Below are 26,252 nucleotides of genomic sequence, written 5' to 3' on the forward strand. Positions count from 1 at the left end.
GAGTCAACGCTGCGGCCCCTACCGCGCAGGTCACCGGCCACGGTGACCTGCGCCGCTCCGCTAGGCGCAAACAACCGGGACTCGAGATCACCAGTTCAGCGGTCACGAGCCCGGCAGGTCGCCAGCGCGCAGCTGCGCCTATCGATGATCCGTGAGGCGTGAGGAGGGGGAGGGGAACAACGATGAGAGCCTTTGCAAGTGATAGAGAACCGATCCCACAAGAGATTCTGTACGGGCCGCGAACTGGTCCATGGAACCGAGTCGCCGTCCTGTGTCATGACACGGGCTAGGTGTTCGTTGAGCTCCTGGGTTCGGAAGGCTCGCCCGACTCCCACCGCCTTGCGCGGAGGCTTCGCTATTATCGTCGCCCTGGCCCTTGGCTTGGCAGATGCTCCTCGGGTCCACGCGCAACAGCCGGTGTTAAAATACGTCGGCAACTATGATCAGCCGCGTCACGGCGGCGTCCAACTGAATGTCGACGAGGAGGGCGTCGCGCAAGAATTCACGACCGGCGGGTCGCCCGCCGGATACGTGCTGGACCACTTTACGGTTCACGTAACCCGGAAACATGAAAGCAGATACATGACCCTTGGGGCGGGCCTCTATACGGTCCGGTCCGACGGGTCCGTCGGCAGCCTGGTGACGGGGCTTGCTCATACCCAGGATTACGAATCCAGGGAGAGCTACAGGTTTTGGGCTAACACACAACACACCGTATTGCAGCCGGCACAGCGGTACATGTTACTGATTGCGTGCCGGAGCGGCTGCAGCAACGACAACTACGTGGAGTTCGCCACGACCCAATCGCCCGACGTGGACCCCCTGGGTCCAACAGCGGATGCGCACAGTCCGCCGGATATGGCCGATACCTTTGTGCTGGCGTCCGATGGATGGGCGCCTTCGAGCGACGTAAACGAAGCGCTGGCCATGAGTGTCTACGCCAAGCTCGCTGTTCCTCCGCGAACCCCGGGGAGGGTAACGGCCACTATCCCCACCGACTCTCTAAACTCCGTCCTGTTCGAATGGTCAATTTCGGCTCCTGGCTTGGACTTTATCCCCTCGGAGGGCATACAACTGCGGAACAAGTTGTCCTCTGAGACAGACTATGGGAATTGGGTGCTGATAAACAACAGCAAGCCCGGAGAAACTAACGCCGAAAGTTACACGCTCATTTCCCTGACGAACGGCGTCTCATACGATTTCCAGGTGCGAGCTCTGAATATGGACGGCGCGAGCGGTGCGTCCAGCGTCGTATCCGGCGTGCCGGGCGTTCACTTGGGGATCTGCTCCCGGACCCGCGCGGTGCAACTGGCGATTATCGACCTGGTGAGCGAGGTAAACGACTGTGCGCTCGTCACCGCAATGCATTTGCGCGGGATTCAGTCGCTTACGATCCATGACGCCCTCACCGAGTTGAAGCGCGGCGATTTCGATGGACTTACGTCTCTGACGCTGCTGTCGTTGCCCGATAACGACCTCACCGAGTTGCCCACAGACGTGTTCGACCCCCTGACGTCGCTCGAGACACTGTATTTGGCCGATAACAACCTCACCGAGTTGATCGGCCGGCCGTTCAAGGAACTGTCGTCGCTGAAGACGCTGTATCTGTCCAATAACGACATCACCGAGTTGCCCGCAGGCGTGTTCGACCCCCTGACGTCGCTGGAGACGCTGTATCTGAACGGCAACCAGCTCACAGGGTTGTCGAACAGTGTGTTTGACCGGGTCCCGCTGAAGTTTCTCTGGCTCAACAATAACCTGCTCGACGAGCTTGACCCGGACGTGTTTGCAACGTTGACGTCGCTGGAGGTGCTCTTGCTGTCGGACAATCAACTCTCGGATCTGCCGGCCGGGCTCTTTGAAGACCTCTCGCAACTGAGCACGCTTCAGATGGAGGGGAACACCGTGGATCCGCTGCTCCTGTCCGTTAACCTGGAACTGGTGGGTCAATCCCAGTTCAAGGCGGTGGCGCCCGAGGGGGCGCCGTTCGACATCGTGCTGCCGGTGAGCGTGACGAACGGAAGCATCGCGGGCGGGGCCGGCACGGTCACGATTCCCGCAGGCGCGCTCGAAAGCGCGGCCACGACCGTGACCCGGTCAATCGGTTTGACTTCGGCCGTGACGATCGACATCGGGACCGTGCCGACGTTGCCGATGAATCATTCGGGCTATCAGTTCGCCAAGTCCGCGGACCTGCCGGTGACGATGCCGGGGATCACGGTGACCCCCACGTTCCTGACGGTGGATGAAGGGGAGTCGGCGACGTACACGCTGGTGCTGGACACGCAGCCGACGGGGACGGTGTGGGTGACGATCGGCGGCACGAGCGGCACGGAGGTGAGGGTGGAAGACGACTACTTCGTGTTCACCGGGGTCGACTGGTCGACGCCACAGACGGTGACGGTGATCTCGGCCGAGGACACGGATCTCCTGAACGACAGGGCGATACTCACGCACGGGGTGACCTCCAATTACCTCGACTACGCCGCCTTGGCGGTCGATGACGTCGAGGTGATCGTGCTGGACGATGATCGCGGCATGACGACGGGGGTACCCGCGCTCGCGCTCGTGAGCAACACCGGGCAGACGTATGTCTCTAGCAACATATCTTCTGTAGGCCCCGTAGGGGAGCAGGCACTGGCACAGCAATTCACCACGGGCGACAACCCGAGCGGGTATGCGCTGTCGTCGGTTCAAATATATCTCACGTCGTTCATCCGCACGAACAGAGCGAGGGTAAGCATCTACGCAGCGGACGCATCCGGCAATCCGTCCAGCAGCAGGTACACGCTGACGAACCTGAGTGCGATTACGAGCGGAAGTCTCAATACGTTCACTGCGCCGGCAGGCGCGACCCTCGAGAAAGAGACGAAGTATTTCGTCGTGGTGGAGTCTCTGAGTGGCCATTTCAGCGTTGGCAGGACGGCTTCCGACGGAGAGGACTCGGGCCAGGCGAACGGATGGAGCATCTACGACGTGCCCCATGGCAGAAACTCCGACTCCGAGAACTGGTTTGCGGGTACAAGCACCGATAGTAATGTGCGCATCGCCGTGCAAGGCACCCTCAGGCCGATCGTGACCATTGCGGCGGACGTGGATGCCGTCATCTACAACCTGTTGCGGAACGAATTCGATCTGGACAACGCGAGTTTCACCGTGACGCGGGATGGTTCCACGACAGAAGCGCTGACGGTGACGCTGACGCTGACGCAGGACCAGTCGTTTCTACCGTCTAACGGATTGATACGGACGATCACGTTTCAGCCGGGGTCGTCCTCGGCACAACTGGAGATTCTTCAGGTGGTACTGTCCCAGACCGTGACCGGCGACGGGATCCTGACGGCGACGCTGGATACGGCCTCGGCGTACTCGGTGGGTACCGACTCGACGGCGAGCGTGGCGATGAACTCCGTGGATACGGCGGTGAAGGTGGGAATCAAGGAGGATGCCTATACGGTCCCGGAGAACGAGAAAAATGCGAGCTTCTCGGTGGTGGCAGAGACAGCGGACGGGGTGCCGGCGCCCTCGTCGCCCTGGCGACTGGGGTTGGCATTGACCACCCATGACGACGAAGCGACCTCTCCGGCGGACTATACCGCCCTGAGCACGACGGTGTCGGTGGCGGCGGAGGGTTGGGTGTCGGAAGGGGACCATTTCACGACTGAGCAGGCGATTGATCTGGTGATTCGCCAGGATCTGGTGAACGAGGGCGACGAGAGTTTTGAGGTGGACTTGGCGCTGGGTCGGGGCGGCCGCTTGCCGGATTGGCTGTTGTTTGCACTCCCGGACGGCACGGCGTGCGGGCCGTCGAATGTGGGAACCCCGTGCCGGTCGACGATGACGATCGAGGACGACGATGTCCCCGGGGTCACCGTCAATCCCACGACCCTGCCGATGGCTGAGGGCGACACGGCGACGTACACGGTGGTGCTGAACTCGGAGCCCACCGCCGCCGTCACGGTGGCGGTGGGCGGTGCGACGACGGACGTGACGGTGGACGATGCGACGCTGGCGTTCACGACCCGCAATTGGAATAGCGCGCAGACGGTGACGGTGAGCGCGGCGCAGGATGCGGATGGGGACGACGACATCGTGACGCTGACCCACAACGCGACGAGCACCGACAGCAACTATAACGGCATCACGATCGCCGGCGTGGAGGTGACGGTGACGGATGATGAGCGAATACCGGCCAAGCCGACGAATGTGACGGCCACGGCAGGCGATGGGCAGATCGCGCTGGCCTGGGATACGCCGGCGGCGACGGCGGACATCACGCACCACGAGTACCGGCACAAGATCGCCTCGGCTATGCAGTACCCGGAGACCTGGACGGTGATTGCCGACAGTGCGCCCGGGGACGCGAACCAGGCAGGGGTAACGGTCGGGAGCCTGACGAACGGCACCACCTACGATTTACAGGTGCGGGCGGTGAATACGGCGGGGGCGAGCGATCCGTCGGACGCGGCCCGCGCGCTGGCGGGCGACGGCCTGGGGATCTGCGGCCGCACCACGGCGGTGCGAGATGCGATTCTCAACCAAATAGCGGGTGTCAGCGAATGTGCGGACGTCACCACGGCGCACCTGGCCGCGATGACAGGCACCTTGAACTTTGTGAACATACTCACTGAGTTGAAGGCGGGTGACTTTAGCGGCCTGACGTCGCTGACGCAGCTGACGATTGCGGACAACCTCTCGCTCATGCGCTTGCCCGCCGGAATCTTTGACGACCTGACGTCGCTGACGCACCTCTATGTGGATGCAAACCGGCTCTCTACGCTGCCGGCGAATCTGTTCTCCAGCTTGTCCTCGTTGATGACGCTGTCGCTGTACGGCAATGGTCTCACGGCGCTGCCCGCCGCGATCTTCGATGGGCTGTCGTCGCTGAGAACGCTCCGGCTGTATAGCAATGATTCCATGATGCTGCCCGCCGGGGTCTTTGCCGGGCTGGCGTCGCTGACCGACCTCCAGCTGCATGACAACCAACTGACCGCGCTGGCCGCGGGGATCTTTGCCGGGCTGTCGTCGCTGACCGACCTCCGGCTGGATGGGAACCAGCTCACGGCCCTCCCCGCCGGGATCTTTGCCGGGCTGGCGTCGCTGACGGAACTCCGGCTGGAGGGGAACCAACTCACGGCCCTCCCCGCCGGGGTCTTTGCCGGGCTGGCGTCATTGGCCACGCTCAAGCTGGAGGGCAACACGGTGGATCCGCTGCTGCTGCCGGTGACCCTGGAGCGGGGGACAGGGGCTCAGTTCAAGGCGGTCGCATCGACGGGCGCGCCGTTTGGCCTGGTGCTGCCGGTGAGCGTGACGAACGGGAGCATCGTGGGCGGGGCCGCCACGAGCACGATTCCCGCGGGCGCACTCGAAAGTGCGGCCCTGACGGTGACCCGGTCGGTCGGTGCGAGCGCGGCCACGACGGTGGACATCGGGACCCTGCCGGCGCTGCCGAGTGGCCATTCGGGCTACAGTTTCTCGAAGGCCGCCGACCTGCCGCTGACGATGCCGGGGGTCACCGCGACCCCGACGACCCTGTCGGTCGCCGAGGGCGGTACGGCGACCTACACGGTGGTGCTGGACACGCAGCCGACGGGCACGGTGACGGTGACCATCGGCGGCACAACGGGCACGGACGTATCGGTGGACGATGCGACGCTGGCGTTCACGACGACCGACTGGTTGACGGCCCAGACGGTCACGGTGAGCGCGGCGGAGGATGCGGACACGGCGAACGACATGGTCTCGCTGACGCACACGCCGACGGGCGGCGGCTACGACGGGGTAAGCGGTGCCAGCGTCGCGGTGACGGTGCAGGAGAACGATCCCGGGGTGAGGGTCAATCCCACGACCCTGTCCGTGGCTGAGGGGGGGACGGCGACGTACACGGTGGTGCTGAACACGCAGCCGAGTGCGACGGTGACGGTGACCATCGGCGGCACGACGGGCACGGACGTATCGGTGGACGATGCGACGCTGGCGTTCACGACCCGCAATTGGAATAGCGCGCAGACGGTGACGGTGAGCGCGGCGGAGGATGCGGACACGGTCACCGACACGGTCACGCTGACGCACACGCCGACGGGCGGCGACTACAACGGGGTGGCCGGTGCCGGCGTCGCGGTGACGGTGCAGGAGAACGATCACGGGGTGATGGTCAATCCCACGATCCTGTCCGTGGCTGAGGGGGGTACGGCGACGTACAGAGTGGTGCTGAACACGCCGCCGAGTGCGACGGTGACGGTGACGATCGGCGGCACAACGGGCACGGACGTGTCGGTGGACGATGCGACCCTGGAGTTCACGACGACCGACTGGTTGACGGCCCAGACGGTGACGGTGAGCGCGGCGGCGGACGCGGACGCGCTGAACGACACGGTGACGCTGACGCACAGCGCGACGAGCACCGACAGCGACTATGACAGCATCACGATCGCTAGCGTCGCGGTGACGGTGACCGAGGTGCCGGCGCCGGCCAAGCCGACGGGCCTGACGGCCACGGGGGGCGATGAGCAGGTCGCGCTGGCCTGGGATGCGCCGGCGGCGGCCATCACGCACCACGAGTACCGGTACAAATCGTCTGTGGAGCTGACATACCCGGAGCCCTGGACGGAGATTGCCGACAGTGCGCCGGGGGACGCGAACGAGGACGAGGTGACGGTGGGGAGTCTGGAGAACGGCCTCACCTACGATTTTCAGATACGGGCGGTGAATGCGGGGGGGGCGAGCGAGCCGTCAGACGCGGCCAGCGCCCTGGCGGGCGATGGCTTGGGGATCTGCAATCGGACCCTGGCCGTGCAAAGGGTGATTCTCCGCGAGATTGCGGGAGTGAGCGACTGCGCGGACGTGACCGCGGCCCATTTGTCCGCGATTACCGGCCGCATTGACTTTGTGGGTTCGATTAGCAACTTGAAGGTCGGTGATCTTGACGGCTTGTCCTCACTGGAAGAGCTTATTGTTCAGTCCAATAGCCGACTCACCGAACTGCCCGCCGGGATCTTTGACGATCTGTCGTCGCTGACGACGCTCAAGATTGGCGGAAACGCAATCTCGACGCTACGGTCTGATGTGTTCTCGAACTTGTCGTCATTGACAACTCTTTGGGTTGCTTACAACCGGCTCACGGCCCTTCCTGCCGGGGTCTTTGCCGGGCTGTCGTCGTTGACCGACCTCGAGTTGCATAGCAACCAACTGACCGCGTTACCCGCCGCGGTCTTTGCCGGGCTGGCGTCGCTGACCGACCTCCGGCTGGAGGGGAACCAACTCACGGCCCTCCCCGCCGGAGTCTTTGCCGGGCTGGCGTCATTGGCCACGCTCCAGTTGGAGGGCAACACGGTGGATCCGCTGCTGCTGCCCGTGACCCTGGAGCGGGGGACAGGCTCCCAGTTCAAGGCGGTCGCCTCGACGGGCGCGCCGTTCAGCCTGGTGCTGCCGGTAAGCGTGACGAACGGGAGTCTCGTGGGCGGGGCCGGCACGAGCACGATTCCCGCGGGCGCACTCGAAAGCGCGGCCCTGACCGTGACCCGGTCGGCCACGGCGACCGCGGCCACGACGGTGGACATCGGGTCCCTGCCGGCGCTGCCGAGTGGCCATTCGGGCTACGGTTTCTCGAAGGCCGCCGACCTGCCGCTGACGATGCCCGGGATCACCGCGACCCCCACGACGCTGGAGGTGGCCGAGGGCGGTACGGCGACCTACACGGTGGTGCTGGACACGCAGCCGACGGGCCCGGTGACGGTGACCATCGGCGGCACAACGGGCACGGACGTATCGGTGGACGATGCGACGCTGGCGTTCACGATGACCGACTGGTTGACGGCGCAGACGGTGACGGTGAGCGCGGCGGAGGATGCGGACACGATCACCGACACGGTCACGCTGACGCACACGCCGACGGGCGGCGGCTACGACGGGGTAAGCGGTGCCGGCGTCGCGGTGACGGTGCTCGAGAACGATCCCGGGGTGAGGGTCAATCCCACGATCCTGTCCGTGGCTGAGGGGGGGACGGCGACGTACACGGTGGTGCTGAACACGCAGCCGAGTGCGACGGTGACGGTGACGATCGGTGGCACGACGGGCACCGACGTATCGGTGGACGATGCGACGCTGGAGTTCACGACGACCGACTGGTCCACGGCCCAGACGGTGACGGTGAGTGCGGCGGAGGATGCGGACGCGCTGAACGACACGGTGACGCTGACGCACACGCCGACGGGCGGCGACTACAACGGGGTGGCCGGTGCCGGCGTCGCGGTGACGGTGCAGGAGAACGATCACGGGGTGATGGTCAATCCCACGATCCTGTCCGTGGCTGAGGGGGGTACGGCGACGTACAGAGTGGTGCTGAACACGCCGCCGAGTGCGACGGTGACGGTGACCATCGACGGCACGAGTGGCACGGACGTGACGGTGGACGATGCGACCCTGGAGTTCACGACGACCGACTGGTTGACGGCCCAGACGGTGACGGTGAGCGCGGCGGCGGACGCGGACGCGCTGAACGACACGGTGACGCTGACGCACAGCGCGACGAGCACCGACAGCGACTATGACGGGATCACGATCGCCGACGTGGCGGTGACGGTGACCGAGGTGCCGGCGCCGGCCAAGCCGACGGGCCTGACGGCCACGGGGGGCGATGAGCAGGTCGCGCTGGCCTGGGATGCGCCGGCGGCGGCCATCACGCACCACGAGTACCGGTACAAATCGTCTGTGGAGCTGACATACCCGGAGCCCTGGACGGAGATTGCCGACAGTGCGCCGGGGGACGCGAACGAGGACGAGGTGACGGTGGGGAGTCTGGAGAACGGCCTCACCTACGATTTTCAGATACGGGCGGTGAATGCGGGGGGGGCGAGCGAGCCGTCAGACGCGGCCAGCGCCCTGGCGGGCGATGGCTTGGGGATCTGCAATCGGACCCTGGCCGTACAAAGGGTGATTCTCCGCGAGATTGCGGGAGTGAGCGACTGCGCGGACGTGACCGCGGCCCATTTGTCCGCGATTACCGGCCGCATTGACTTTGTGGGTTCGATTAGCAACTTGAAGGTCGGTGATCTTGACGGCTTGTCCTCACTGGAAGAGCTTATTGTTCAGTCCAATAGCCGACTCACCGAACTGCCCGCCGGGATCTTTGACGATCTGTCGTCGCTGACGACGCTCAAGATTGGCGGAAACGCAATCTCGACGCTACGGTCTGATGTGTTCTCGAACTTGTCGTCATTGACAACTCTTTGGGTTGCTTACAACCGGCTCACGGCCCTTCCTGCCGGGGTCTTTGCCGGGCTGTCGTCGTTGACCGAACTCGAGTTGCATAGCAACCAACTGACCGCGTTACCCGCCGCGGTCTTTGCCGGGCTGGCGTCGCTGACCGACCTCCGGCTGGAGGGGAACCAGCTCACGGCCCTCCCCGCCGGGATCTTTGCCGGGCTGGCGTCGCTGACCGACCTCCGGCTGGAGGGGAACCAGCTCACGGCCCTCCCCGCCGGGATCTTTGCCGGGCTGGCGTCATTGGCCACGCTCCAGCTGGAGGGCAACACGGTGGATCCGCTGCTGCTGCCGGTGACCCTGGAGCGGGGGACAGGGTCTCAGTTCAAGGCGGTCGCCCCGACGGGCCTCCCGTTTGGCCTGGTGCTGCCGGTGAGCGTGACGAACGGGAGCATCGTGGGCGGGGCCGCCACGAGCACGATTCCCGCGGGCGCACTCGAAAGCGCGGCCCTGACCGTGACCCGGTCGGCCACGGCGACCGCGGCCACGACGGTGGACATCGGGTCCCTGCCGGCGCTGCCGAGTGGCCATTCGGGCTACGGTTTCTCGAAGGCCGCCGACCTGCCGCTGACGATGCCCGGGATCACCGCGACCCCCACGACGCTGGAGGTGGCCGAGGGCGGTACGGCGACCTACACGGTGGTGCTGGACACGCAGCCGACGGGCCCGGTGACGGTGACCATCGGCGGCACAACGGGCACGGACGTATCGGTGGACGATGCGACGCTGGCGTTCACGATGACCGACTGGTTGACGGCGCAGACGGTGACGGTGAGCGCGGCGGAGGATGCGGACACGATCACCGACACGGTCACGCTGACGCACACGCCGACGGGCGGCGGCTACGACGGGGTAAGCGGTGCCGGCGTCGCGGTGACGGTGCTCGAGAACGATCCCGGGGTGAGGGTCAATCCCACGACCCTGACGGTGGCTGAGGGGGGCACGGCGACGTACACGGTGGTGCTGAACACGCAGCCGAGTGCGACGGTGACGGTGACGATCGGTGGCACGACGGGCACCGACGTATCGGTGGACGATGCGACGCTGGAGTTCACGACGACCGACTGGTCCACGGCCCAGACGGTGACGGTGAGTGCGGCGGAGGATGCGGACGCGCTGAACGACACGGTGACGCTGACGCACACGCCGACGGGCGGCGACTACAACGGGGTGGCCGGTGCCGGCGTCGCGGTGACGGTGCAGGAGAACGATCACGGGGTGATGGTCAATCCCACGATCCTGTCCGTGGCTGAGGGGGGTACGGCGACGTACAGAGTGGTGCTGAACACGCCGCCGAGTGCGACGGTGACGGTGACCATCGACGGCACGAGTGGCACGGACGTGACGGTGGACGATGCGACCCTGGAGTTCACGACGACCGACTGGTTGACGGCCCAGACGGTGACGGTGAGCGCGGCGGCGGACGCGGACGCGCTGGACGACACGGTGACGCTGACGCACAGCGCGACGAGCACCGACAGCGACTATGACGGGATCACGATTGCCGACGTGGCGGTGACGGTGACGGACAACGATGCGGTGGTGACGATCGCGGCGGATGCGCCGAGTGCGCTCTACGCGGAAGGCTCGGCGGACTTCACGCTGACGCGGACCGGGGCGGTCGCCCGCCCGCTGGCGGTGCCGGTGACCCTCACGCAGTCGCAGGACTACCTGGCGGCGGCGCATCGGTCGCGGACCGTGGTGTTTCTAGTGGATTCGGTGACGGCGGCGCTGCAGGTCCCGGCCAGCCAGTTCAGGCAATTGGCGTCGGGGACGGTCCCCGAGAAGGGGACGCTGACGGCCACGGTGGCGGCCGGGACCGACTATGACGTGGGGGCGGCGGATGCCGCGGCGGTGGACATCGCCATCGCGGGGACGATCGGGATCAAGGAGGCCTCCTACACGGTCTCCGAGGAGAGGGGGAGCCCGCTCACGGTGACGGTGGTCGCGCGCACGGGCGACGGGGCGCCTCAGCCGACCGGAACCATTTTTGTCACTCTGGGGACATTTGCGACGGGCTCGGCGACGTCGCCCGAGGACTACCAGGTCCGTTCGGAGGTCCTGAGGTTCAGGTCGTCCGACTTCACGGCGGACGGCACGGTGTACGAGGCGGAGAAGTCGGTCGAGATCACGATCCATGACGACAGTGTTGTCGACAGCGGCGAGACGTTCGAGATCCGCCTCCAAGACGCCCCCGGGTTGCTCACCAAGTACTTGTACAACTTCGTCAATGCCGCGGGCCAACGCTGCGGCCCGACCTGCACGGTCACCGCCACGATCACCGACACCGACGCCAACGCCGTGACGGTGACGCCCACGACGCTGACGGTGGCTGAGGGGGGCACGGCGACGTACACGGTGGTGTTGGACACGCAGCCGGCGGATACGGTGACGGTGACCATCGGCGGCACGAGTGGCACGGACGTGACGGTGGCCGATTCGACGCTGGCGTTCACGACGACCGACTGGTCCACCGCGCAGACGGTGACGGTGAGCGCGGTGGCGGATGCGGACGTGCTGGACGATACGGTCACGCTGACGCACAGCGCGACGAGCACCGACAGCGACTATGACGGGATCACGATCGCCGACGTGGCGGTGACGGTGACCGAGGTGCCGGCGCCGGCCAAGCCGACGGGCCTGACGGCGACGGGGGGCGATGAGCAGGTCGCGCTGGCCTGGGATGCGCCGGCGGCGACGGCGGTCATCACGCACCACGAGTACCGGCACAAGACCGCCTTGGAGGAGCAGTACCCGGAGACCTGGACGGAGCTTGCCGATAGTGCGCCGGGGGAGGCGAGCGAGGCCGAGGTGACGGTCGGGAGCCTGACGAACGGCACCACCTACGATTTACAGGTGCGGGCGGTGAACGCGGGGGGGGCGAGCGAGCCGTCGGACGCGGCCCGGGCGCTGGCGGGTGACGGCCTGGGGATCTGCAACCGGACCCCGCAGGTACGCGACGCGATCCTGGGCAGAATCTCCGGTATCACCGACTGCGCCGCCGTCACCAACGTCCATCTCGCCGCCATCACCGGCGTGCTGGGGCTGACCAGCAAGGACATCACCGCTCTCAAGGTGGGGGATTTCGCCGGGCTGACGAGTGTGACGCTGCTGGCGCTGAACGGCAACGCGCTGACCACGCTGCCCGCCGGGGTGTTCGACGGCCTGCCCGCGTTGGAGCAACTGTTCCTGAACAGCAACGCGCTGACCACGCTGCCCGCCGGGGTGTTCACCGGGCTGCCCGCGCTGACGAATCTGTTTCTGTCCTTCAACGAGTTGCCCACGCTGCCCGCCGGGGTCTTCACCGGGCTGGCCGCGCTGACGGATCTGTATTTGGGCGACAACGCGCTGGCCACGCTGCCCGCCGGGGTGTTCGCCGGGCTGACGAGCCTGACGACGCTGGGCCTGCCGAACAACGCGACGTTGGCCACGCTGCCCGCCGGGGTGTTCGACGATCTGACCGTGCTGACGATTCTGGATCTGACCGGCAACGGCCTGACCACGCTGCCCGCCGGGGTGTTTGCCAAGCTAGCCGCGCTGACGGAACTGAGCATGGGCGGCAACGCGCTGGCCACGCTGCCCGCCGGGGTGTTTGCCGGGCTGGCGTCGCTGACCGAACTCCGGCTGGATGGGAACCGGCTCACGGCGCTGCCCGCCGGGATCTTTGACGGGCTGGCGTCATTGGCCACGCTCCAGTTGGAGGGCAACGCGGCGGATCCGCTGCTGCTGCCCGTGACCCTGGAGCGGACGGCGGGGGCCCGGTTCAAGGCGGTCGCCTCGACGGGCGCGCCGTTCGGCCTGGTGCTGCCGGTGAGCGTGACGAACGGGAGCATCGTGGGCGGGGCCGGCACGAGCACGATTCCCGCGGGCGCGCTCGAAAGCTCGGCCCTGACGGTGACCCGGGCGGCCGCGGCGAGCGCGGCCACGACGGTGGACATCGGGACCGTGCCGGCGCTGCCGGCCAATCATTCGGGCTACGGTTTCTCGAAGGCCGCCGGCCTGCCGCTGACCATGCCGGGGCTGACGGTGACGCCCACGACCCTGACGGTGGATGAGGAGGATACGACCGGGGACACTTACACGGTGGTGCTCGATACCCAGCCGACGGCGGATGTCGTGGTGACGGTGGCCGGGCATGCGAGCACGGACGTGACCCCGAACCCGGCCACGCTGACGTTCACGAGCACGACCTGGAGTACGGCGCAGCCGGTGACGGTGACGGCGGGGGGCGATGCGGACACGACGGACGACACGGTCACGCTGACGCACGGCGCGGCGAGCACGGACAGCGACTATGACGGCATGGCAATCGCTGACGTGACGGTGACGGTGACGGACAACGATGCAGTGGTGACGATCGCAGCGGATGCGACGAGTGCGCTCTACGCGGAAGACGCCGTGGACTTCACGCTGACGCGGATCGGGGCGGTCGCCGACCCGCTGGCAGTGACGGTGACCCTCACGCAGTCCCAGGCTTACCTGACGGCGGCGCATCTGTCGCGGACCGTGGTGTTTCTACCGGATTCGACGACCGCGGCGCTGCAGGTCCCGGCCAGCCAGTTCAGGCAATTGGCGTCGGGGACGGTCCCCGAGAAGGGCACCCTGACGGCCACGGTGGCGGCCGGGACCGGCTATGCCGTGGGGACGACGAATGCCGCGGCGGTGGACATTCTCATCGCGGCGACGATCAGGATCGAAGAGTCATCCTACACGGTCTCCGAGGAGGGGGGGAGCCCGCTGACGGTGACGGTGGTCGTGCGCACGGGCGACGGGGCGCCTCAGCCGACCGGCACCATTAGTGTCGGGCTGGGGACATTTGCGACGGGCTCGGCGACGTCGCCCGAGGACTACCAGGTCCGTTCGGCGTTCCTGAACTTCCGGTCGTCCGACTTCACGGCGGACGGCACGGTGTACGTGGCGGAGAAGTCGCTCGAGATCACGATCCATGACGACAGTGTTGTCGACAGCGGCGAGACGTTCGAGCTCCGCCTCCAAGGCGCCCCCGGGTTGCCCATCAAGTACTGGTACAACTTCGTCAATGCCGCGGGCCAACGCTGCGGCCTGACCTGCGCGGTCACGGCCACAATCACCGACACCGACACGGCCGGAGTGACGGCCTCAACCACGACGCTGACGGTGGATGAGGGGGGCACGGCGACGTACACGGTGGTGTTGGACACGCCGCCGGCGGATACGGTGACGGTGACCATCGGCGGCACAACGGGCACGGACGTATCGGTGGCCGATGCGACGCTGGCGTTCACGACGACCGACTGGTCCACCGCGCAGACGGTGACGGTGAGCGCGGTGGCGGATGCGGACGTGCTGGACGACACGGTCACGCTGACGCACAGCGCGACGAGCACCGACAGCGACTATGACGGGATCACGATCGCCGACGTGGCGGTGACGGTGACCGAGGTGCCGGCGCCGGCCAAGCCGACGGGCCTGACGGCGACGGGGGGCGATGGACAGGTCGCGCTGGCCTGGGATGCGCCGGCGCCGGCGGCGGCCATCACGCACCACGAGTACCGGCACAAGACCGCCTCGGAGGAGCAGTACCCGGAGACCTGGACGGAGCTCGCCGACAGTGCGCCGGGGGAGGCGGGCGAGGCCGGGGTGACGGTCGGGAGCCTGACGAACGGCACCACCTACGATTTCCAGGTGCGGGCGGTGAACGCGGGGGGGGCGAGCGAGCCGTCGGACGCGGCCCGGGCGCTGGCGGGTGATGGCCTGGGGATCTGCAACCGGACCCCGCAGGTACGCGACGCGATCCTGGGCAGAATCTCCGGTATCACCGACTGCGCCGCCGTCACCAACGTCCATCTCGCCGCCATCACCGGCGTGCTGGGGCTGACCAGCAAGGACATCACCGCTCTCAAGGTGGGGGATTTCGCCGGGCTGACGAGTGTGACGCTGCTGGCGCTGAACGGCAACGCGCTGACCACGCTGCCCGCCGGGGTGTTCGACGGCCTGCCCGCGCTGGAGCAACTGTTCCTGAACAGCAACGCGCTGACCACGCTGCCCGCCGGGGTGTTCACCGGGCTGCCCGCGCTGACGAACCTGTTTCTGTCCTTCAACGAGTTGCCCACGCTGCCCGCCGGGGCATTCACCGGGCTGACCGCGCTGACGGATCTGTATTTGGGCGACAACGCGCTGGCCACGCTGCCCGCCGGGGTGTTCGACGGGCTGACGAGCCTGACGACGCTGGGCCTGCCGAACAACGCGACGTTGGCCACGCTGCCCGCCGGGGTGTTCGACGATCTGACCGCGCTGACGATTCTGGATCTGACCGGCAACGGCCTGACCACGCTGCCCGCCGGGGTGTTTGCCGGGCTGGCCGCGCTGACGGAGCTGAGCATGGGCGGCAACGCGCTGGCCACGCTGCCCGCCGGGGTGTTTGCCGGGCTGGCGTCGCTGACCGAACTCCGGCTGGATGGGAACCGGCTCACGGCGCTGCCCGCCGGGATCTTTGACGGGCTGGCGTCATTGGCCACGCTCCAGTTGGAGGGCAACGCGGCGGATCCGCTGCTGCTGCCCGTGACCCTGGAGCGGACGGCGGGGGCCCGGTTCAAGGCGGTCGCCTCGACGGGCGCCCCGTTCGGCCTGGTGCTGCCGGTGAGCGTGACGAACGGGAGCATCGTGGGCGGGGCCGGCACGAGCACGATTCCCGCGGGCGCGCTCGAAAGCTCGGCCCTGACGGTGACCCGGGCGGTCGGTGCGAGCGCGGCCACGACGGTGGACATCGGGACCGTGCCGGCGCTGCCGGCCAATCATTCGGGCTACGGTTTCTCGAAGGCCGCCGGCCTGCCGCTGACCATGCCGGGGCTGACGGTGACGCCCACGACCCTGTCGGTGGCTGAGGGGGGCACGGCGACGTACACGGTGGTGCTGGACACGCAGCCGACGGACACGGTGACGGTGACGATCGGCGGCACGAGTGGCACGGACGTGACGGTGGCCGATTCGACGCTGGAGTTCACGACGACCGACTGGGCGACGGCCCAGACGGTGACGGTGCGCGCGGTGGTGGATGCGGACGTGCTGGACGACACGGTGACGCTGACGCACAGCGCGGCGAGCACCGACAGCGACTATGACGGGATCGCGATCGCCGACGTGGCGGTGACGGTGACCGAGGTGACGGCGCCGGCCAAGCCGACGGGCCTGACGGCGACGGGGGGCGATGAACAGGTCGCGCTGGCCTGGGATGCGCCGGCGACGGCGGCGGTCATCACGCACCACGAGTACCGGCACAAGACCGCCTCGGAGGAGCAGTACCCGGAGACCTGGACGGAGCTTGCCGACAGTGCGCCGGGGGAGGCGGGCGAGGCCGGGGTGACGGTCGGGAGCCTGACGAACGGCACCACCTACGATTTCCAGGTGCGGGCGGTGAACGCGGGGGGGGCGAGCGAGCCGTCGGACGCGGCCCGGGCGCTGGCGGGTGACGGCCTGGGGATCTGCAACCGGACCCCGCAGGTACGCGACGCGATCCTGGGCAGAATCTCCGGCATCACCGACTGCGCCGCCGTCACCAACGTCCATCTCGCCGCCATCACCGGCGTGCTGGGGCTGACCAGCAAGGACATCACCGCTCTCAAGGTGGGGGATTTCGCCGGGCTGACGAGTTTGACGCTGCTGGCGCTGAACGGCAACGCGCTGACCACGCTGCCCGCCGGGGTGTTCGACGGCCTGCCCGCGCTGGAGCAACTGTTCCTGAACAGCAACGCGCTGACCACGCTGCCCGCCGGGGTGTTCACCGGGCTGCCCGCGCTGACGAACCTGTTTCTGTCCTTCAACGAGTTGCCCACGCTGCCCGCCGGGGCATTCACCGGGCTGACCGCGCTGACGGATCTGTATTTGGGCGACAACGCGCTGGCCACGCTGCCCGCCGGGGTGTTCGACGGGCTGACGAGCCTGACGACGCTGGGCCTGCCGAACAACGCGACGTTGGCCACGCTGCCCGCCGGGGTGTTCGACGATCTGACCGCGCTGACGATTCTGGATCTGACCGGCAACGGCCTGACCACGCTGCCCGCCGGGGTGTTTGCCAGGCTGGCCGCGCTGACGGAGCTGAGCATGGGCGGCAACGCGCTGGCCACGCTGCCCGCCGGGGTGTTTGCCGGGCTGGCGTCGCTGACCGAACTCCGGCTGGATGGGAACCGGCTCACGGCGCTGCCCGCCGGGATCTTTGACGGGCTGGCGTCATTGGCCACGCTCCAGTTGGAGGGCAACGCGGCGGATCCGCTGCTGCTGCCCGTGACCCTGGAGCGGACGGCGGGGGCCCGGTTCAAGGCGGTCGCCTCGACGGGCGCCCCGTTCGGCCTGGTGCTGCCGGTGAGCGTGACGAACGGGAGCATCGTGGGCGGGGCCGGCACGAGCACGATTCCCGCGGGCGCGCTCGAAAGCTCGGCCCTGACGGTGACCCGGGCGGTCGGTGCGAGCGCGGCCACGACGGTGGACATCGGGACCGTGCCGGCGCTGCCGGCCAATCATTCGGGCTACGGTTTCTCGAAGGCCGCCGGCCTGCCGCTGACCATGCCGGGGCTGACGGTGACGCCCACGACCCTGTCGGTGGCTGAGGGGGGCACGGCGACGTACACGGTGGTGCTGGACACGCAGCCGACGGACACGGTGACGGTGACGATCGGCGGCACGAGTGGCACGGACGTGACGGTGGCCGATTCGACGCTGGAGTTCACGACGACCGACTGGGCGACGGCCCAGACGGTGACGGTGCGCGCGGTGGTGGATGCGGACGTGCTGGACGACACGGTGACGCTGACGCACAGCGCGGCGAGCACCGACAGCGACTATGACGGGATCGCGATCGCCGACGTGGCGGTGACGGTGACCGAGGTGACGGCGCCGGCCAAGCCGACGGGCCTGACGGCGACGGGGGGCGATGAACAGGTCGCGCTGGCCTGGGATGCGCCGGCGACGGCGGCGGTCATCACGCACCACGAGTACCGGCACAAGACCGCCTCGGAGGAGCAGTACCCGGAGACCTGGACGGAGCTTGCCGACAGTGCGCCGGGGGAGGCGGGCGAGGCCGGGGTGACGGTCGGGAGCCTGACGAACGGCACCACCTACGATTTCCAGGTGCGGGCGGTGAACGCGGGGGGGGCGAGCGAGCCGTCGGACGCGGCCCGGGCGCTGGCGGGTGACGGCCTGGGGATCTGCAACCGGACCCCGCAGGTACGCGACGCGATCCTGGGCAGAATCTCCGGCATCACCGACTGCGCCGCCGTCACCAACGTCCATCTCGCCGCCATCACCGGCGTGCTGGGGCTGACCAGCAAGGACATCACCGCTCTCAAGGTGGGGGATTTCGCCGGGCTGACGAGTTTGACGCTGCTGGCGCTGAACGGCAACGCGCTGACCACGCTGCCCGCCGGGGTGTTCGACGGCCTGCCCGCGCTGGAGCAACTGTTCCTGAACAGCAACGCGCTGACCACGCTGCCCGCCGGGGTGTTCACCGGGCTGCCCGCGCTGACGAACCTGTTTCTGTCCTTCAACGAGTTGCCCACGCTGCCCGCCGGGGCATTCACCGGGCTGACCGCGCTGACGGATCTGTATTTGGGCGACAACGCGCTGGCCACGCTGCCCGCCGGGGTGTTCGACGGGCTGACGAGCCTGACGACGCTGGGCCTGCCGAACAACGCGACGTTGGCCACGCTGCCCGCCGGGGTGTTCGACGATCTGACCGCGCTGACGATTCTGGATCTGACCGGCAACGGCCTGACCACGCTGCCCGCCGGGGTGTTTGCCAGGCTGGCCGCGCTGACGGAGCTGAGCATGGGCGGCAACGCGCTGGCCACGCTGCCCGCCGGGGTGTTTGCCGGGCTGGCGTCGCTGACCGAACTCCGGCTGGATGGGAACCGGCTCACGGCGCTGCCCGCCGGGATCTTTGACGGGCTGGCGTCATTGGCCACGCTCCAGTTGGAGGGCAACGCGGCGGATCCGCTGCTGCTGCCCGTGACCCTGGAGCGGACGGCGGGGGCCCGGTTCAAGGCGGTCGCCTCGACGGGCGCCCCGTTCGGCCTGGTGCTGCCGGTGAGCGTGACGAACGGGAGCATCGTGGGCGGGGCCGGCACGAGCACGATTCCCGCGGGCGCGCTCGAAAGCTCGGCCCTGACGGTGACCCGGTCGGTCGGTGCGAGCGCGGCCACGACGGTGGACATCGGGACCGTGCCGGCGCTGCCGAGTGGCCATTCGGGCTACGGTTTCTCGAAGGCCGCCGGCCTGCCGCTGACCATGCCGGGGCTGACGGTGACGCCCACGACCCTGTCGGTGGCTGAGGGGGGCACGGCGACGTACACGGTGGTGCTGGACACGCAGCCGACGGACACGGTGACGGTGACGATCGGCGGCACGAGTGGCACGGACGTGACGGTGGCCGATTCGACGCTGGAGTTCACGACGACCGACTGGGCGACGGCCCAGACGGTGACGGTGCGCGCGGTGGTGGATGCGGACGTGCTGGACGACACGGTGACGCTGACGCACAGCGCGGCGAGCACCGACAGCGACTATGACGGGATCGCGATCGCCGACGTGGCGGTGACGGTGACCGAGGTGACGGCGCCGGCCAAGCCGACGGGCCTGACGGCGACGGGGGGCGATGAACAGGTCGCGCTGGCCTGGGATGCGCCGGCGACGGCGGCGGTCATCACGCACCACGAGTACCGGCACAAGACCGCCTCGGAGGAGCAGTACCCGGAGACCTGGACGGAGCTTGCCGACAGTGCGCCGGGGGAGGCGGGCGAGGCCGGGGTGACGGTCGGGAGCCTGACGAACGGCACCACCTACGATTTCCAGGTGCGGGCGGTGAACGCGGGGGGGGCGAGCGAGCCGTCGGACGCGGCCCGGGCGCTGGCGGGTGACGGCCTGGGGATCTGCAACCGGACCCCGCAGGTACGCGACGCGATCCTGGGCAGAATCTCCGGCATCACCGACTGCGCCGCCGTCACCAACGTCCATCTCGCCGCCATCACCGGCGTGCTGGGGCTGACCAGCAAGGACATCACCGCTCTCAAGGTGGGGGATTTCGCCGGGCTGACGAGTTTGACGCTGCTGGCGCTGAACGGCAACGCGCTGACCACGCTGCCCGCCGGGGTGTTCGACGGCCTGCCCGCGCTGGAGCAACTGTTCCTGAACAGCAACGCGCTGACCACGCTGCCCGCCGGGGTGTTCACCGGGCTGCCCGCGCTGACGAACCTGTTTCTGTCCTTCAACGAGTTGCCCACGCTGCCCGCCGGGGCATTCACCGGGCTGACCGCGCTGACGGATCTGTATTTGGGCGACAACGCGCTGGCCACGCTGCCCGCCGGGGTGTTCGACGGGCTGACGAGCCTGACGACGCTGGGCCTGCCGAACAACGCGACGTTGGCCACGCTGCCCGCCGGGGTGTTCGACGATCTGACCGCGCTGACGATTCTGGATCTGACCGGCAACGGCCTGACCACGCTGCCCGCCGGGGTGTTTGCCAGGCTGGCCGCGCTGACGGAGCTGAGCATGGGCGGCAACGCGCTGGCCACGCTGCCCGCCGGGGTGTTTGCCGGGCTGGCGTCGCTGACCGAACTCCGGCTGGATGGGAACCGGCTCACGGCGCTGCCCGCCGGGATCTTTGACGGGCTGGCCTCATTGGCCACGCTCCAGTTGGAGGGCAACGCGGCGGATCCGCTGCTGCTGCCCGTGACCCTGGAGCGGACGGCGGGGGCCCGGTTCAAGGCGGTCGCCTCGACGGGCGCCCCGTTCGGCCTGGTGCTGCCGGTGAGCGTGACGAACGGGAGCATCGTGGGCGGGGCCGGCACGAGCACGATTCCCGCGGGCGCGCTCGAAAGCTCGGCCCTGACGGTGACCCGGGCGGTCGGTGCGAGCGCGGCCACGACGGTGGACATCGGGACCGTGCCGGCGCTGCCGGCCAATCATTCGGGCTACGGTTTCTCGAAGGCCGCCGGCCTGCCGCTGACCATGCCGGGGCTGACGGTGACGCCCACGACCCTGACGGTGGATGAGGAGGACACGACCGGGGACACTTACACGGTGGTGCTCGATACCCAGCCGACGGCGGATGTCGTGGTGACGGTGGCCGGGCATGCGAGCACGGACGTGACCCCGAACCCGGCCACGCTGACGTTCACGAGCACGACCTGGAGTACGGCGCAGGCGGTGACGGTGACGGCGGGGGGCGATGCGGACACGACGGACGACACGGTCACGCTGACGCACGGCGCGGCGAGCACGGACAGCGACTATGATGGGATCACGATCGCCGACGTGGCGGTGACGGTGACGGACAACGATGCGGTGGTGACGATCGCGGCGGATGCGCCGAGTGCGCTCTACGCGGGAGGCTCGGCGGACTTCACGCTGACCCGGACCGGGGCGGTCGCCCGCCCGCTGGCGGTGACGGTGACCCTCACGCAGTCGCAGGACTACCTGGCGGCGGCGCATCTGTCGCGGACCGTGGTGTTTCTAGTGGATTCGGTGACGGCGGCGCTGCAGGTCCCGGCCAGCCAGTTCAGGCAATTGGCGTCGGGGACGGTCCCCGAGAAGGGGACGCTGACGGCCACGGTGGCGGCCGGCACCGACTATGACGTGGGTGCGGCGGATTCCGCGGCGGTGGACATCCTCATCGCGGCGACGATCGGGATCAAGGAGGCTTCCTACACCGTCTCCGAGGAGGGTGGGAGCCCGCTCACGGTGACGGTGGTCGCGCGCACGGGCGACGGGGCGCCTCGGCCGACGGGCACCATCAGTGTCAGTATGGGGACGTTTGCGACGGGCTCGGCGACGACGCCCGAGGACTACCAGGTCCGTTCGGAGATCCTGCGCTTCAGCCCGTCCGACTTCACGGCGGAGGGCACGGTGTACGTGGCGGAGAAGTCGGTCGAGATCACGATCAATGACGACAGTGTCGCCGACAGCGGCGAGACGTTCGAGATCCGCCTCGAAGGCGCCCCCGGGTTGCCCATCAGGTACTGGTGGAACTTCGTCACGGCCGCGGGCCGCCGCTGCGGCTCGGCCTGCGCGGTCACGGCCACGATCGAGGACGACGACACCGCCGGGGTGACGGTGACGCCCACGACGCTGGAGGTGGCTGAGGGGGGCACGGCGACGTACACGGTGGTGCTGGACACGCAGCCGGCGGACACGGTGACGGTGACGATCGGCGGCGCGGCGGGCACGGACGTGTCGGTGGCCGATTCGACGCTGGAGTTCACGACGGTCAACTGGTCGACGGCGCAGACGGTGACGGTGACGGCGGCGGAGGACGCGGACGCGGCGGACGACACGGTGACGCTGACGCACACGGCTGGGGGCGGCGGCTACGACGGGGTGGCGGTGGACAGCGTGGCGGTGACGGTGGCGGACAACGACGAGCTTGAGTTGACGGCGAGCTTCAGTCCGGTGGAAGCAATGGTCCCCGAGGGTGACACGGTGGAGGTGACGTTGCGGATCACGGCTTCTCGGCCCCCTTCGGGCGTCATACGCTTTCGTGCCTCCACGCAGGGTGGCACGGCGACTTCCGTTGATGATTACGCGCCGGTTTTGCCGCGCATTCAGGAGGCCTTGAGTACGGAGTTCGTGAGCCAGAGCGATGGCACGTACGTGTACGAGCGGATCTTCGAGTTGCGCACGGTTGAAGACACGGAAGTTGAAGGCGACGAGACGTTTTTCTTTGATATTACGGCGCCCGTGGATCCTTCCGGGGCCACCTATGTCTCGCGGGTGGAGGGTGACGAGGACGGCGTAAGGGTCACGATCGAGGACGACGACAACGCCGGGGTGACGGTGACGCCCACGACGCTGGAGGTGGCTGAGGGGGGCACGGCGACGTACACGGTGGTGCTGGACGCGCAGCCGGCGGACACGGTGACGGTGACGATCGGCGGCGCGGCGGGCACGGACGTGTCGGTGGCCGATTCGACGCTGGAGTTCACGACGGTCAACTGGTCGACGGCGCAGACGGTGACGGTGACGGCGGCGGAGGACGCGGACGCGGCGGACGACACGGTGACGCTGACGCACACGGCTGGGGGCGGCGGCTACGACGGGGTGGCGGTGGACAGCGTGGCGGTGACGGTGGCGGACAACGACGAGCTTGAGTTGACGGCGAGCTTCAGTCCGGTGGAAGCAATGGTCCCCGAGGGTGACACGGTGGAGGTGACGTTGCGGATCACGGCTTCTCGGCCCCCTTCGGGCGTCATACGCTTTCGTGCCTCCACGCAGGGTGGCACGGCGACTTCCGTTGATGATTACGCGCCGGTTTTGCCGCGCATTCAGGAGGCCTTGAGTACGGAGTTCGTGAGCCAGAGCGATGGCACGTACGTGTACGAGCGGATCTTCGAGTTGCGCACGGTTGAAGACACGGAAGTCGAAGGCGACGAGACGTTTTTCTTTGATATTACGGCGCCCGTGGATCCTTCCGGGGCCACCTATGTCTCGCGGGTGGAGGGTGACGAGGACGGCGTAAGGGTCACGATCGAGGACGACGACAACGCGGCGCCGACGTTCAGGGACGGGTCGAGCACGTCGCGGGCCTTCGGCGAGACGCTGGGCGACACGGCGGCGGCGGCGGCGGACATCGGCGCTCCGGTGGCGGCGACGGACACGGATGCCGGCGACACGCTGGCCTACAGCCTGGCAGGCGCGGACGCGGCGAGCTTCGGGATCGTGGCGGCGAGCGGGCAGCTTCGGACCCGTGCCGGGGAGAGGTACGATTATGAGGCGAAGGCGAGCTACGCGGTGACGGTCACGGTGGTGGACGGCCGCGGCGGTTCGGACACGATCGCGGTGACGCTGAACGTCACGGACCGGAACGAGGCGCCGCTGGCTCCGGCGGCGCCGGGGGTGACGGAGACGCCGGGGAGCACGACGAGCCTGGATGTGAACTGGGCGGCTCCGCCGAACACGGGCCGCCCGCCGGTCGCCTCCTACGACGTGCGCTACCGCGAGGGCTCCACCGGGCCCTTTACGGACGGCCCCGAGGACGTGACCGGCACGAGCGCGAGCATCTCCGGTCTTGCCGAGCACACGGCGTATGAGGTGCAGGTGCGCGCGACCAACGCCGAGGGCGACGGGGCATGGTCGCAGAGCGGAACCGGGACGACCAGTGCGCCGGCCAACGTGTCGGTGACGGTGACGCGCACGAGGCTGACCGTGGACGAGGGGGGTACGGCGACGTACACGGTGGTGCTGGACGCGCAGCCGACGGGCGGCACGGTGACGGTGACGGTGGGCGGGACGACGGGCACGGATGTGTCGGTGGACGACGCGACGCTGGAGTTCACGACGACCGACTGGTCGACGGCGCAGACGGTGACGGTGAGCGCGGCGGAGGATGCGGACGCGGTCAACGACACGGTGACGCTGACGCACACGCCGTCGGGCGGCGGCTTTGACGGGGTGGCCGTCGCCAGCGTCGCGGTGACGGTGGCGGATAACGAGCGGGGTGTGACGGTGACGCCCACGACCCTGGAGGTGGTCGAGGGCGGCGACGAGATTTCCTACACGGTGGTTCTGGACAGCCGGCCGACGGGCACGGTGGTGGTGGCGCGCTCAGTCTATGGCGGGCAGTACGTGACGGTGTTGCCCAAGTTGCTGAGGTTCACGACGGAGAACTGGTCGACGGCGCAGACGGTGACGGTGAGGGCGGTGGTGGACCACTACCCGTGGAACGAGAGCGTGACGGTGAAGCACGCGGCGAACGGAGGCGGCTACGGCGGGGTGCGGGTGGACGACGTGGCGCTGACGGTGCTGGACCGCACGCGCGGAGTGATAGTGACGCCCACGACGCTGACGGTGACCGCGGGCGACACCGCGACGTACACGGTGAAGCTGAAGAGCCAGCCCTGGTATGGCCTGCCCAAGGGTATCGTGACGGTGACGGTGGGCGGTGCGAGCGGGGACGTGTCGGTAGAGCCCACGAGGCTGAAATTCCTGCCGGCCGAATGGAATAAGCCGCAGACGGTGACGGTGCGAGCGGGGGCGGGGGCCGCCGGCGCGGTGACGCTGACGCACACGCCGTCGGGCGGCGGCTACGGCGGGGTGGTCGGCGACAGCGTCGAGGTGACGGTGGCCGCGGGCGACGACGATGCGGACACGGTGACCGACACGGACTCGCTGACCCACGGCGCGGCGAGTGACCGGGCCTTCGAAGGGGAGGCCGAGGCGCTGGCCGCGGTTGCGGGGCTGGGCGTGGAGGCGGTGGCCGGGGTGCTCCTCGGCGAGGCGGATTTGAGCGCGGTCCAGCGCGCCGCACTCGACTACCTCGGCAACCGGAACGGCAGCTACGACCTCGGCGATGTCCTCTCGTGGACCGAACGCTGCCGGCGCGGTAGTGCCGACTGTGGCGGGCGCGACCCCTCGCCGGACTCCGGCGCGCTTCCCGCGAACCGGCGGGGGGGGAAGAAGGGGAGCCGCAGGAGAAGAGCGTCCAGGTCGCGCCGCGCCGGCGACGGCCGGCGGCGCGGGGGGAGGCCCCCCGAACGTCGCGCCCGGCGCAGGAGGGCGTGGGGCGTTCCGGCGGCCGTGGGCGCCGTGCTTGCCGCCTCCGCCTGCGGCATCGGCAACGATCTCACGCAACCCTCCGGCGAGGCGCCGGCACGGGCGGAAGCGGTCCGGGGCAGCCTGCGGGTCACCCTGCGGATGCCGACGGCATCACGCGCCACCGGCGTCTTCCTCGCCGTGGAAGGTCCGGCCATCGACTCGCTGCGGGCGCCCGGCCTCGAGCTCCTTCAATGGGAAGTGCCCCAGTCGACGCGCCATCATGTCATCATCGCCGGCCGCCCGCTGGCCGGTCCCATCCTCGAAGTCTTCGCGCCCCCGGGGAGCGACCCCGCCGACTATCGGGTCGAGGTGCTGCAGATCACCGGACCGGAGTACGAACTGCGGGATCCGCGGGGCTACTCCGCAATTGTCTCCCGACCGTCCCGCGATCCTGCTGAGGCCGGCCGGCGATAGCCCGGATTTCTCAGTGCGCC

General features: G+C 68.4%; 1 protein-coding gene. It reads left to right on the forward strand.

Annotated features, from left to right (window positions below):
• Window positions 1-1,206 precede the first annotated feature (1,206 nt).
• On the forward strand, window positions 1,207-26,232 hold the full coding sequence (locus ACOOHF_RS09670) for a leucine-rich repeat domain-containing protein (protein ID WP_420461492.1): 25,026 nt from the start codon (window positions 1,207-1,209) through the stop codon (window positions 26,230-26,232).
• The last annotated feature ends 20 nt before the right edge of the window (window positions 26,233-26,252 follow it).

The organism is Candidatus Palauibacter sp. (assembly GCF_965216145.1).
Classification (GTDB): Bacteria; Gemmatimonadota; Gemmatimonadetes; order Palauibacterales; family Palauibacteraceae; genus Palauibacter.